This is a genomic window from Luteimonas sp. MC1825 (assembly GCF_014764385.1).
Classification (GTDB): Bacteria; Pseudomonadota; Gammaproteobacteria; order Xanthomonadales; family Xanthomonadaceae; genus Luteimonas.
This window is the reverse complement of sequence record NZ_CP061714.1, coordinates 45,572-58,049: the sequence shown is the minus strand read 5'-3', so window position 1 is coordinate 58,049 and position 12,478 is coordinate 45,572. Positions and strand designations below refer to the sequence as shown.

Annotated in this window: 11 protein-coding genes; 2 read left to right on the top strand and 9 right to left on the bottom strand. The window is 59.9% G+C overall.

What is annotated here, in order from left to right:
- The first annotated feature begins 984 nt into the window (after positions 1–984).
- A complete protein-coding gene (locus IDM46_RS00300; protein ID WP_185116154.1) occupies positions 985–1,938 on the top strand; it encodes an IS30 family transposase in 954 nt (317 codons plus the stop codon).
- A gap of 599 nt (positions 1,939–2,537) precedes the next feature.
- On the opposite strand, the gene IDM46_RS00295 is transcribed toward IDM46_RS00300, so the two are convergent.
- The 6 genes from IDM46_RS00295 to IDM46_RS00265 form a co-directional block, all read right to left on the bottom strand.
- Positions 2,538–2,894, bottom strand: coding sequence for a hypothetical protein (locus IDM46_RS00295; protein ID WP_185116153.1), 357 nt, complete (start codon positions 2,892–2,894; stop codon positions 2,538–2,540).
- A gap of 684 nt (positions 2,895–3,578) precedes the next feature.
- Positions 3,579–3,947 (bottom strand): VOC family protein, encoded by a 369-nt coding sequence (locus IDM46_RS00290; RefSeq protein WP_223878086.1) that lies wholly within the window; start codon positions 3,945–3,947, stop codon positions 3,579–3,581.
- Between the two features lie 1,278 nt (positions 3,948–5,225).
- A complete protein-coding gene (locus IDM46_RS00285) occupies positions 5,226–5,708 on the bottom strand; it encodes a hypothetical protein (RefSeq protein ID WP_185116140.1) in 483 nt (160 codons plus the stop codon).
- 1,767 nt (positions 5,709–7,475) lie between these two features.
- Entirely contained in the window at positions 7,476–7,796 is a 321-nt protein-coding gene (locus tag IDM46_RS00275; protein WP_185116138.1) for a hypothetical protein, read from the bottom strand.
- Between the two features lie 144 nt (positions 7,797–7,940).
- Complete coding sequence (locus tag IDM46_RS00270) at positions 7,941–8,372, bottom strand: hypothetical protein (protein ID WP_221441920.1); 432 nt, start codon at positions 8,370–8,372, stop codon at positions 7,941–7,943.
- A gap of 40 nt (positions 8,373–8,412) precedes the next feature.
- Positions 8,413–9,057 carry a DUF6680 family protein gene (locus tag IDM46_RS00265; RefSeq protein WP_185116136.1) on the bottom strand — a complete coding sequence of 215 codons (645 nt, stop codon included), beginning with the start codon at positions 9,055–9,057 and terminating at the stop codon, positions 8,413–8,415.
- A 1,055-nt stretch (positions 9,058–10,112) separates the two neighbouring features.
- Between IDM46_RS00265 and IDM46_RS00260 the strand changes: the two genes are divergently transcribed.
- Entirely contained in the window at positions 10,113–11,066 is a 954-nt protein-coding gene (locus IDM46_RS00260) for an IS30 family transposase (protein WP_185116154.1), read from the top strand.
- A 28-nt stretch (positions 11,067–11,094) separates the two neighbouring features.
- On the opposite strand, the gene IDM46_RS00255 is transcribed toward IDM46_RS00260, so the two are convergent.
- From IDM46_RS00255 to IDM46_RS00245, 3 genes are all read right to left on the bottom strand, one after another.
- Positions 11,095–11,520: a hypothetical protein gene (locus tag IDM46_RS00255; RefSeq protein ID WP_185116151.1), complete on the bottom strand. Its 426-nt coding sequence runs from the start codon at positions 11,518–11,520 to the stop codon at positions 11,095–11,097.
- A 127-nt stretch (positions 11,521–11,647) separates the two neighbouring features.
- Complete coding sequence (locus IDM46_RS00250) at positions 11,648–11,950, bottom strand: hypothetical protein (RefSeq protein WP_185116150.1); 303 nt, start codon at positions 11,948–11,950, stop codon at positions 11,648–11,650.
- A gap of 141 nt (positions 11,951–12,091) precedes the next feature.
- Positions 12,092–12,394 (bottom strand): antibiotic biosynthesis monooxygenase, encoded by a 303-nt coding sequence (locus IDM46_RS00245; protein ID WP_008217156.1) that lies wholly within the window; start codon positions 12,392–12,394, stop codon positions 12,092–12,094.
- Positions 12,395–12,478: the final 84 nt, after the last annotated feature.

The following is a 12,478-nucleotide window of genomic DNA, read 5'->3' as shown; positions in this document are numbered from 1 at the left end:
GCACATGGCAAGCTTTATCTGCCATGTGGTTTGCGTAACGAAGCGGCTTCGGCTTGAACGACTTGTTAGGCGGCAGCTGGCCCGGATGGTGAACGTGCGATCCGGACAACCCGCAACCCAACCCCTGAGCCAGACACTACAACACCTGGAGCCAGTCTAGCCACGGCATGCAGGAGCGCGGGAATCTGTGTGCAGCAGGCCTGCGTGCTGCCGAGGCGAGCGACTGTTGCCGAAGGTGAGACTGCTCGGGAGCGCCAAGCCCATCGGTTTGCGGTGCTGAAGCAGAGCGCATTGCTCGTCCAGGCGATGCTCAACGAAGCGACCGTGTGCACTCGCGTTGACCCTCCGAAGAGCAGACCGCAACACACGAGGGCGCTTGCCCAGTGACGCCTAACGCCAGAGTTAAGCCGAGACGCGCAGTGGAGCGAAGCACATGGCAAGCTTTATCTGCCATGTGGTTTGCGTAACGAAGCGGCTTCGGCTTGAACGACTTGTTAGGCGGCAGCTGGCCGGGATGGTGAACTCACCGACCAGGACGAACCGCAGCCCAACCCCTGAGCCGAACACTACAACACCTTGGGCCAATCTGGCCGCGACGTCCGGTCGCGCCTCAAAGCTGCCTGTGGCAGGTCTGCGTGCCGCTGAGGCGAGCGACTGCTGCCGAAGTTGGGGCTGCCTGGCAGCGCCGGATGCTTAAGGTCAGGCTGATGGTGCGGAGCCCGCTGCGCAATAAGGCGATGACCAGCGAGGCGACCCCTCGAGCTGGTGCGGACTATCCGAAGAGCAACCGGCGGCACACGGGACCGCTTGCCCAGTGACGCCTAACACTTGAGTTAAGCCGTGCCGCGAAGCGGCATCGGCTTGAACGAATTGTTAGGCGTCAGAAATTGCCAGACTAAGTGCGACAAATCCAGCGCCCCGAAAAGGAGAGGTGAGCTGGCAGACTGGAAGGGACTCTTATCCGGCAAGAAAGGAGCCCCAACCGTGAAGTACTGCCAGCTCACCAGAGACGAACGATACCTGATCTCCAAGCTCCGCAAGACCAGGCACAGCGTGGCCGAGATTGCCCTGATCCTGGGCCGTCACCGAAGCACGATCTATCGCGAGATCAAGCGCAACCTGACGCCCTGTCCCAAGGGCGGACACTACTGCTACAGCAAAGCCCAGGAGCGTCGGAACGGTCGGCTCCGACGCAGCCGCCGCGGTCCGCACCACGCTCCGATGCAGTACGCCCGAGTCGAGGCGCTGCTGATGCAGCAATGGAGCCCCGAGCAGATTGCCGGCGTGCTTCGGCAGGGCGAGTTTGCGATCAGCTTCCAGTCGATCTACCGCCACGTGCGGCGTGACTGGCGTGCAGGCGGCACGCTGTATCTAGAGCTGCGCCGCCGCTATAAGCGGCGCAAGCGGCACTACGGCCTGGAGCGCCGCGGAAGGCTGCAAGGCAAGCGCATGATCGAGGAGCGGCCAGTCGAAATTGAGGCGCGGCTCGAGGTCGGCCACTGGGAAATCGACACGGTCATGGGGGCGTCCTGGGAGAAGTCCTGCATCGTGACCATGGTCGAACGTGCCACGGGCTACCTGATGATCGGCAAGCTACCCAACCGCACCACCAAGGCATTGAATCGCCGTGTCATCGAGATGATCAAAGCAGCGCCGCTGCCGTGTATCACGATCACCTCGGATAACGGCACCGAGTTCCATGGCTATGCGGAGATCGAGGCCGCGACCGGAACGACGTTCTACTTCGCGCGCCCTCACCACCCGTGGCAGCGTGGCACCAACGAGAACACCAACGGGCTGATCCGCCAGTACCTGCAGAAGGGCAAGAGCATGGCGAAGCTGACCCAGAAACAGTGCGATGCAATCGCTCACAAACTCAATACCAGACCGAGGAAGCGCTACGACTATGAAACGCCCGAACAGAGAATCCGCGCTTGATCAGGACTGTCGCACTTGGTGGTTGAATTCACCCGTCATTTGCGGTCGGACGCAGTCATGTACTGGACTGGCGTAACCGAGACTCGCTGAAAGACGCCCTGCGGAGTAGTTGAAACAACTACGTCATACCCTTTCTTGCTCCCGCCGCTGGACTCCCATAGCCACCAGCGACACCGAACCGCACGCTCAGGTGAAGAACTATCTGCGCAGTCGTAGGTTGAGAATGCGAACGGCATGTCGCTTGCAGATACAGCCTTGCCAGAGAACTTGGCTTTCACAGCATCAGCTACCAGCCGCGGAGTGAGCTGATCTGGGGATTTGAGATCGAACCGCCCAAGGCCAGTAGCTATGTCCTCCCAAGCCGACAAGCAAGAACAGGCAATAGGAGACCAGGACACTCCGGCACTGGCCAGACTGGCCGCCAGAAGCAGTGGAAGGCTACGTGTCACGTTGCGCAGAACTTTCATATGACGCCTAACGCCTAAGTTAAGCCGCGCCGCAGCGGGGCGTGAAGCACATGGCAAGCTGTACCTGCCATGTGGTTTGCGACACGATGCGGTGTCGGCTTGAACGCATTGTTAGGCGCTGGCTGCGACGAACTAGTCATACCAAAACCCCTCCGTGCTGAGCCAGGTGCACAACGACTTGGCTGACTCCGCCGCCTCTGCCGAGTCGGCGCCAAACTCCTCTCGGTCTGCCGTTGCCTGGCGGAGCAGGATGTACCCGCGGATGATCTTTGACTGGTTGAGCGCTCCGAACTGGAACTCGCCCGTCAAGTTGTCGCGAGCAACCATGTCTCTGAGCTTTTCAGTGGCTTCGATTGCAGCTGACTGGCTCAGGTCAGACTCCAAAATGCGTATATCCGGTTCGATCTTGCTTTCGAGACCGCGGCACAACTCCGGGCTTGCCGAAGAGCTGGCTAGGGCGATGATTGCAAGGGCTGCGGAATAGGTCATTGAAGCGCCTAACACCAAAGTTAAGCCGAGACGCGTAGTGGAGCAAAGCACATGGCAAGCTGTACCTGCCATGTGCTTTGCGGAACGAAGCGGCTTCGGCTTGAACGCATTGTTAGGCCCCGCGAGCTATGGCCCATATGCAACCTCCTGAAAGTCGTGCGCCCCCAGTAGCGCTACGTATTGCTTGCCGGAAGCATTACGCGTGATGCGCCCGGTGAAGCTGCCGCGCGCAGAGCGCCAAGTCAAATGCGGCGCCAGCGACCTCAATTGATTGATAAAGCGCTCGACGCTCTCGTCTGCGCCATCCTCCACGTGGCCGACCCGCAGGCCTGTGTTTGGGCACGCAGGATCCTTTAGCGTGATCCCGTGATGGAAGTCCGTTGAGGCTACGGCCTGGAATGAAGCCACGGTACTCAGTGGCGCTGACGTCGCAAGGAGATCGCACAGGCTAGATACCGGCGCCATTGAAGTAGCCGGGCGAGCATTCTGCGCAGCGCAGCTTGGAAGCGCCATGGTAATCAGCGCTGTAGCCAGAAGCTTGAGTCCTTGCATGGGAATACCGCGGAGCCTCATAAGGGGCCTAACGCCTAAGTTAAGCCGAGACGCGCAGTGGAGCAAAGCACATGGCAAGCTTTTCCTGCCATGTGCTTTGCGTAACGAAGCGGCTTCGGCTTGAACGCATTGTTAGGCCGCTGCCGAGACGCGCCAAGGCGGACTCTTGCGGTTCTGCCCGGCCCAGAAGAGGCAGAGCGTGTTGCCGGATGGGTCTTGAAGCCGAGCCTCTCGCCAGAGCCAGCGCTCGTCCGTGGGTGGCTTGGAGAATACGTAGCCGCGCCCTTGGAGTTCCGCAACCCGAGCGTCTAGGTCCGAGCACTCGAAGTACACAACTACTCCGCTTGCACCCGAAGGCTCGACGGACAGGTGGAGCGAGAAGGTGGCGTCACCCTCAGGGCATTCGAACCTGGCGTAATGAGGCGAGAGGACGATCAGCGTGAAGCCCATGCCTCTGTAGAACGCGACAGATGCGTCGATGTCCACCGCCGGAAGTGTCACGTGGTTCAAGTTCACCGTAGCCCTCCCCAGCGGCCTAACGCCAGAGTTAAGCCGAGCAGCGTAGTGAAGCGAAACACATGGCAAGATTTACCTGCCATGTGTTTCGCGTAACGAAGCGGATTCGGCTTGAACGATTTGTTAGGCCGCCGCTGCCCGGCACTTGTGCCCGACCCGCGACAGCCCAACCCCTGAGCGAAACAGTACAACAAGTCTTGCCGGAGAGCTTGGCCTGGCACCCGGCGCGAGCGGAGCCTAGAAGGTCGAGTCGCGCGGCCAAGAACTCCCACTGCGGCCAGCACGAAGCCGACTCGGCAGGTCGAATCTTGGCGAGAGTCGCGCCTGCCCGAAGCCGAGGTGCTGCAGGGCTGACTGCCGATGCCTGCACCGCGCGTGCGAGGTGCAAACGCTGCGGATAAGCGAGGCGCTACAGATTGCCTGGAACCCGGCAACAACAGTGCGGGAAACAAGGCCTAACGCCAGAGTTAAGCCGAGACGCGTAGTGGAGCGAAACACATGGCAAGCTTTACCTGCCATGTGTTTTGCGTAACGAAGCGGCTTCGGCTTGAACGACTTGTTAGGCCGCCGCACGCCGAGCTTCCGCCCAACCTTGCGACAGCCCAACCCCTGAGCCGAACAGTACAACAAGTCTTGCCGAAGGACCTGAGCTGGCACTTGCTCCGGCCGAAGCCAGAGCCATCGACTCGCGCGGCCAAGAACTCTCACACGGCCCTGTCCGAAGCCGACTCGGCAGGTCGAATCTTGGCGAGAGTCGCGCCTGCCCGAAGCCGAGGTGCTGCAGGGCTGACTGCCGATGCCTGCACCGCGCGTGCGAGGTGCAAACGCTGCGGATAAGCGAGGCGCTACAGATTGCCTGGAACCCGGCAACAACAGTGCGGGAAACAAGGCCTAACACCAGAGTTAAGCCGTGCCGCGAAGCGGCATCGGCTTGAACGACTCGTTAGGCCGCCGTTCCCTGGCACCTGTGCCCGACGTGCGGCAGCCCAACCCCTGAGGCGAACAGTACAACAAGCGCCGTGACTGGTGCTGCCGAAACGCCCCATGCGCGCGGCCAAGAACTCTCACCGCGCACTGCCCGAAGCCGACGCGGCAGGTCGAATCTTGCGAAGAGTCGCGCCTGTCCGAAGCCGAGGTGTTGCAGGGCTGACTGCCGATGCCTGCACCGCGCGTGCGAGGTGCCAACGCTGCGGATACGCGAGACGCTACAGCTTGCCTGGAACCGAGCAACAACGGTGCGGGAAGCAAGGCCTAACACCAGAATTAAGCCGTGCCGCGAAGCGGCATCGGCTTGAATGAATTGTTAGACGCTAGCTGCAATGCCAGCCCCAGCCAGAAGAACGGGAAAAATACGACAACCGCGAGGCCGATGAGTCCGTTCGAGGCGTAGTGCAGAGTCGCCAGCGCGACTGCTAGCGCACAGGGAACGAGCGAAAAAGCAAGCAAGAACTTTACGACGCGGCTCTTGGTGGGCAGGGTCAGTGCGCGGGCCAGCCTATGAGCAATGAGCCGTCCAATGAGAGATGCCGCAACGATGGCTTGAGCACAGCCGAAAAGGACGACGAAGGTGGCAAAGGCAGGGCCGTCTCCGCCACTTGGATTTTCACCCAGGTCAAGGAGAAAATACAGGAATGCAACGACTAACGCAGCGAGAAAAGCGCCAGCTACGAGAAGAGCATGCCGCCACCGCGGCAGGAGCGCAGGCAGCGTCCCAGTCATCAGGATTGCGAGTATCAAGGTTGCCATGATGTTTGTTCTAGCGCCTAACACCTAAGTTAAGCCGAGACGCGTAGTGGAGCGGACCAGGTGGCAAGCTTTACCTGCCGCCTGGACCGCGTAACGAAGCGGCTTCGGCTTGAACGCATTGTTAGGCCCCAGCTCAGCGAGCTTGAAAGTTTAGAACCAGCAAGCGCTGGAATGCACCAGGATCCCGAGGCAGTGGCAGCGGCGACGATCGCTGAACAGCTGTGCGGATCGATTGCTCTAGCGCCTCATCTCCACACGGTTGTCTGAACTCTGCTGCTTCTACCGTACCGGCGAGCGATATCGTGAGATAGATACGGCAAGTCGCTACCGTCTCAGACCGGGGGGCTGGCCGCGACCAGTTGCTCAGAACTCTCTCCTGCACGGAAGCGGCCCACTCAGCTGACGCTGTGAGGTCAGCAGCGCGTGCAACATTGGTTCCCGAAGCCAAGACGAGTAGGAGCAACAACGCGACAGTCTTCATATGGGGCCTAACACCTGAGTTAAGCCGCGCCGCGTAGTGGAGCGAAGCACATGGCAAGCTGTACCTGCCATGTGGTTCGCGGAACGAAGCGGTGTCGGCTTGAACGAATAGTTAGGCGCAACTGTAGCCGAAGCCAAGGCCGGTAAGATACTGCAACCTGGCCGAAGCCCGTAACGCGCTTGCGACAGAACCTAGGCTGCCGTGACAGAGATGATTCTGGAGCCGTGCCGACCGGTCGTGCGGCGCAGAAGTCGCACGCTTATTCCGCACGAAGCCGGCCGCAGATGTCGCAACCTTGTCACGAGGCTGCGTGTGGCCGAAGCCGAGGTGCCTGACGACGCCGCCCACCGCGCGTGCGTAATACACAGCGAAGTGCCAGAAGCCGAGACAGGGCGAGTTGGCACACAACGCGGCAACCGCTACTACTGCGTGCTATGAGCGCCTAACGCCAGAATTAAGCCGTGCCGCGAAGCGGCATCGGCTTGAATGATTTGTTAGGCCGCCGCGCCGGGGCCAGCACGCGAATCATCGGCTGCGTCTTGACAGTACGGAGGCAGCAAGAAGCCCGAAGGCTACTCCGGCCGCAAGGCCGACTGGGATGTTGCCAAAAAGGACTCCCAGAGCGCTGCCTAGCCCGGCACCTGCTGTGAGCCCGACAGCGATCATCTTTCCGCGCGATTGGGGTGCTGTGCTGATCATGGGTCTCTCGATCAATAGTTCCAAAGGAGAAGCAAGGACGCCTCGACATGCACAGGTGTGACGCTCTGGAGGCCTAACACCTAAGTTAAGCCGCGCCGCAGCGGGGCGTGAAGCACATGGCAAGCTGTATCTGCCATGTGGTTTGCGCCCCGATGCGGTGTCGGCTTGAACGCATTGTTAGGCGCGTAACCGAGATCAGCGAAGTGCGGTTTTGCAGACAAAGCATGCCTCCGGATTGAAGTGCGGGACATCAGGCTCCGGAAATGCTCCGCAATTTGGGCAGCGATAGGCTCTGGCACCGAAGAACACAAAGGCCGCAGCTCCAACCACGAGACCAAGTGGGAAGAACCATGGCTGAGAGTTGAGCGCACACAGCAGCGCGCCAATCAGAAGCAAGCCAGGAACCGCAACCCCGAACCAGAGCCCCTTGCGACGAGACCGCTGGAACTCCTGCTTGAAGTGCTGAGGATCTGGCATAAGCGCCTAACACCTAAGTTAAGCCGAGACGCGTAGTGGAGCGAAGCACATGGCAAGCTGTATCTGCCATGTGCTTTGCGTAACGAAGCGGCTTCGGCTTGAACGCATTGTTAGGCGCGCCCCGCCGGGGTGCCAGACGCGAACTCTTTAACGCCAGCCGCAGCAAGCTGCGCCCTCGCCTCCGGGTCCTCCGCAACAACGCGGCGAAGCGTGTGAAATACGTAGGTGCGGCACAGGCCTGGCCAAGCGACAAGCATGTAGAGAGCTCCGGCAACCAGCCAGTCCGGACGGGTCTGCGGCTTCCAGCCGCTGAAGTGTGCGACGGCGGTGTAGCCCAGAACACCCAACAGAACCCAGCGGAACGACGCCCAGAAGCGCGTGCCCCACAGTACGTTCTTGAAGTGGCGAATTTCCGAGTCTGTCAGTTTCACTTCACGCCTCCTTGCGGTGCAGTGGTGCGCCTAACGCCTAAGTTAAGCCGCGCCGCAGCGGGGCGTGAAGCGCATGGCAAGCTGTACCTGCCATGTGGTTTGCGACCCGATGCGGTGTCGGCTTGAACGCATTGTTAGGCGCTATCACGCGTCGTGCTGCCACTGGCAAGTTAGCTCCCCGACGATACTGCGGCCTGCGATGCTGAGCAGCACATTCTCCCCGGACCCCTTGAGGGTAAATGCAGGCAGGAAGCCTTCCTTGTCCGATCCCGCGTGCACCATGTCTATACGTCGCTCGCGATAGCTGAAGTCATGGACCACATAGCTCGCCAAGCGCATGGAGCGTGGGTCATTGACTTGGATCATCGCTATCTCACCCGAACCAATGAACTCGAGGGAGTAGCGTCCGGACTGGTCCGCCCCATTGAAAGCGCACAGCGTGTTCGTTGCAATGGCCTGGCCGGCGAACAGCAAGAAGGCGGCTGCAAGTAACGGCAATCGTTCCATAGCGCCTAACGCCTGAGTTAAGCCGACTTGCGTAGTGGAGCCAAACACATGGCAAGCTTCTTCTGCCATGTGTTTGGTGTAACGAAGCAAGTTCGGCTTGAACGAATTGTTAGGTGGCAGCTGTGGGCGCTGCAACGTTGACGGACAGCGATGTTTCGCCCGCCAGCGCTGCGCGGATGGCCTGCTGAAGCTCCAGCTGCTCTGCCAAGGCTTCCTGGTTAACCGCCAGACTAGTTACGTCCATTTTCAGCGCGCTCTCTCCAGAGAGAACAGACATGGCGAGTTGCCGAACCCTCTCCTGCTCTTCCTCAAGCCTGCTGTGGGCAACGGGAGAGTAGACGCCTTTTTTGAGTTGGACCCGATCGAACGCAAAATCGACGTCAAGTGCGATGGTGTGCAGAAGGTTTACGAAAAGCTCTTGACCGCGCGACGACCAGTTCTGAAGGCCGTTCTCATCAAACTCGGTTGTGAGGTGATCCAAGTACTCTCGCCAAGAATCGAGAACCGCCTGTTCGCGTTTTGTTCGGCGGCTATTCCCGAGGAAGCGGGTGCCATAGAAGGCGAGATCAATCATATTCAGTGCCTGCACGTGCTCCGGAGAAAGACGAGCTGCGCGTGTTGCCATGAGGGTGTGGAACACCCATGCCTTTCGTTGCCTCCGCTCTCGCAGCACCTCGAGCCACTTTTGCGCTTGCACCGCAAGGATAGGACCCAACAGGGTGGCCAAGATGATGAGCGTATTGCTGATAGTCATTGTTCAAGCCCCCTAGAACTGTCCCTGCCACCTAACACCTAAGTTAAGCCGACCCGCGCAGTGGAGTGGGCCAGGTGGCAAGCTGTACCTGCCGCCTGGGCCGCGTAACGAAGCGGGTTCGGCTTGAACGCATTGTTAGGCCTTTGTGCCGTACGGCCCTCACGGCTGCGCAGAAGGACAGGTGGTTGCGGCCATGGCGTACGACGTGAGCACCCAAGCCTCACCAGATCGGCGATAAGAGTAGCTGCGGCTTGCCCCGTTGCAGATCTCGAATGACAGCACTGCGCCCTCAGGCGCACGCAACTCTGCCACTGGCTCCGTGCAGTTGATCCGCTCGCACTTAGGGAACGAATCCGAGTCCATCGGCCCTTGGTTCTTGGGCTGACTGGCACAGGCGCTCAAACCCACAAGTGCAGTTAAAAGGACGGGAAGTCGCATAGAACTCTCCTCAAGGGCCTAACGCCTAAGCTAAGCCGCGCCGCAGCGGGGCGTGAAGCATGTGGCAAGCTTTATCTGCCACATGGTTTGCGCCCCGATGTGGTGTCGGCTTGAGCGCATTGTTAGGCCGCCGCACCCGAGCTTACGCCCGACCTTGCGACAGCCCAACCCCTGAGCCGAACAGTACAACAAGTCTGGCCCAGCGGCCCGAGGCTTGCATTTGCCGGGGCCGAAGCCAGAACACTTGGCTCGCGCGGCCAAGAACTCTCACAGCGCCCTGTCCGAAGCCGACTCGGCCGGTCGAATCTTGCGGAGAGTCGAGCCTGTCCGAAGCCGAGCTGCTGCAGGGGCGAATGCCAATATCTGCACCGCGTGTGCGAGGTGCGAACGCTGCGGATAAGCGAGGCGCTGCAGATTGCCGGGAACCCGGCAACAACAGTGCGGGAAACAAGGCCTAACGACTGAATTAAGCCGTGCCGCGAAGCGGCATCGGCTTGAATGAATTGTTAGGCCGCAGAAATTGCCAGACTAAGTGCGACAAATCCAGCGCCCCGAAAAGGAGAGGTGAGCTGGCAGACTGGAAGGGACTCTTATCCGGCAAGAAAGGAGCCCCAACCGTGAAGTACTGCCAGCTCACCAGAGACGAACGATACCTGATCTCCAAGCTCCGCAAGACCAGGCACAGCGTGGCCGAGATTGCCCTGATCCTGGGCCGTCACCGAAGCACGATCTATCGCGAGATCAAGCGCAACCTGACGCCCTGTCCCAAGGGCGGACACTACTGCTACAGCAAAGCCCAGGAGCGTCGGAACGGTCGGCTCCGACGCAGCCGCCGCGGTCCGCACCACGCTCCGATGCAGTACGCCCGAGTCGAGGCGCTGCTGATGCAGCAATGGAGCCCCGAGCAGATTGCCGGCGTGCTTCGGCAGGGCGAGTTTGCGATCAGCTTCCAGTCGATCTACCGCCACGTGCGGCGTGACTGGCGTGCAGGCGGCACGCTGTATCTAGAGCTGCGCCGCCGCTATAAGCGGCGCAAGCGGCACTACGGCCTGGAGCGCCGCGGAAGGCTGCAAGGCAAGCGCATGATCGAGGAGCGGCCAGTCGAAATTGAGGCGCGGCTCGAGGTCGGCCACTGGGAAATCGACACGGTCATGGGGGCGTCCTGGGAGAAGTCCTGCATCGTGACCATGGTCGAACGTGCCACGGGCTACCTGATGATCGGCAAGCTACCCAACCGCACCACCAAGGCATTGAATCGCCGTGTCATCGAGATGATCAAAGCAGCGCCGCTGCCGTGTATCACGATCACCTCGGATAACGGCACCGAGTTCCATGGCTATGCGGAGATCGAGGCCGCGACCGGAACGACGTTCTACTTCGCGCGCCCTCACCACCCGTGGCAGCGTGGCACCAACGAGAACACCAACGGGCTGATCCGCCAGTACCTGCAGAAGGGCAAGAGCATGGCGAAGCTGACCCAGAAACAGTGCGATGCAATCGCTCACAAACTCAATACCAGACCGAGGAAGCGCTACGACTATGAAACGCCCGAACAGAGAATCCGCGCTTGATCAGGACTGTCGCACTTGGTGGTTGAATTCACCCCGCAACCGCCCGACGCTTGGCGAGTGACCACAGTGTAAGCGCGACAAACACATAGATTGCAGCCTGACCTACGGCGATAAGGCCGTGCTGCCGATAGTAGCCCGTGAATAGGCCCGCCAGTGGCATCATGAGAAAGAACACGGCTGACGCGCGTAAGGCAAACGGTCCGAGCAGGCCACCGCGGTTAGGGCGGTTGGCAATAAGGCGGATAGCAAGCGCAAGCAACCACACACAGATCAGAATAAAAATCACACCGATACCAGCGGCAAGCAATGGTGCCTTTGGTGCGGGTGATGCCAGCATTGCTACCGAGCCAGCCAAGCAAAGAAGTGAGAGCGGTACAAGCAAGATGCCGAAGCAAACCTGCAACCAACGCGGTGCCTTGGGCAATGATTCTTCAATGCTCGGCGGACTATCCATGCGGCCTAACGCCTAAGTTAAGCCGCGCCGCGTAGTGGAGCCAAGCGCATGGCAAGCTGTACCTGCCATGCGCTTGGCGTAACGAAGCGGTGTCGGCTTGAACGCATTGTTAGGCGGCGGCCCATACCTAACGCAAGAAGTACAAGGCTATAGCAATGACTGCTGCCGCCACGAACGACGACAGAACAGGAAGCTGACTCTTCATGCCTGGAGTGCGCTTCATGCCGAGGCGACGACTGGTCGACCAGATCGCCAGCCAGACGACGGGCCAGCAAAAGACAGCGAACAGAGCGCCAAGAAGTCGACTGCGGTGCATGTAGCCAGGCTGATTGTGCAGTGGCTGCGACAGGTCATTCATGGCCTTTCGGACCCCGGTGCCGAAGTAACCTACAAAAAGCCAAATTGTCAGCGCCGCAAGTTCTTTGCTCACCACTCCCCCTGAAGACTTGACCGCCGCCTAACGCCTGAGTTAAGCCGACTTGCGTAGTGGAGGCAAAAGCGTGGCAAGCTTTTTCTGCCACGCTTTTGCCGTAACGAAGCAAGTTCGGCTTGAACGAATTGTTAGGCTTGCTTAGCCGGGTAGCTTTGCCGCAAGTACGTCAACTTTCTCGATGGACGGCGGCTCGGAGAACAACTCACCGGCCTTTGCCATTAACGCTGCTGCGACCTTGCCGGAGAGATGGGCTTGCCGACCCGCTTCATTCGGAAAGGCATCAAAGATTCCGAAAGTACTTGGCCCAAGGCGAATGCCAAACCAAGCAGTGGTGGCAGGCTCCTCATTGACAATGGGAAGACCGCCCATAAGGAAGCTCTCCACCTCTTTCTCTTTTCCGGGTTTCGCTTCAAGGCGAACGAACAACGCTACTTTGACCACGATATGTCTCCTCTTGTTGTAACGACATCACGATACGCCATGTTCTTGCAAGCCTAACGCCTGAATTAACCCGTGCCGCGAAGC

Bases quoted from the DNA above. Each gene is read 5' to 3' on its own strand.
- IDM46_RS00295 (WP_185116153.1), bottom strand. From the start codon at position 2,894: ATGACCTATTCCGCAGCCCTTGCAATCATCGCCCTAGCCAGCTCTTCG.
- IDM46_RS00285 (WP_185116140.1), bottom strand. From the start codon at position 5,708: ATGGCAACCTTGATACTCGCAATCCTGATGACTGGGACGCTGCCTGCG.
- IDM46_RS00270 (WP_221441920.1), bottom strand. From the start codon at position 8,372: ATGGCAGAAGAAGCTTGCCATGTGTTTGGCTCCACTACGCAAGTCGGC.
- IDM46_RS00265 (WP_185116136.1), bottom strand. From the start codon at position 9,057: ATGACTATCAGCAATACGCTCATCATCTTGGCCACCCTGTTGGGTCCT.
- IDM46_RS00255 (WP_185116151.1), bottom strand. From the start codon at position 11,520: ATGGATAGTCCGCCGAGCATTGAAGAATCATTGCCCAAGGCACCGCGT.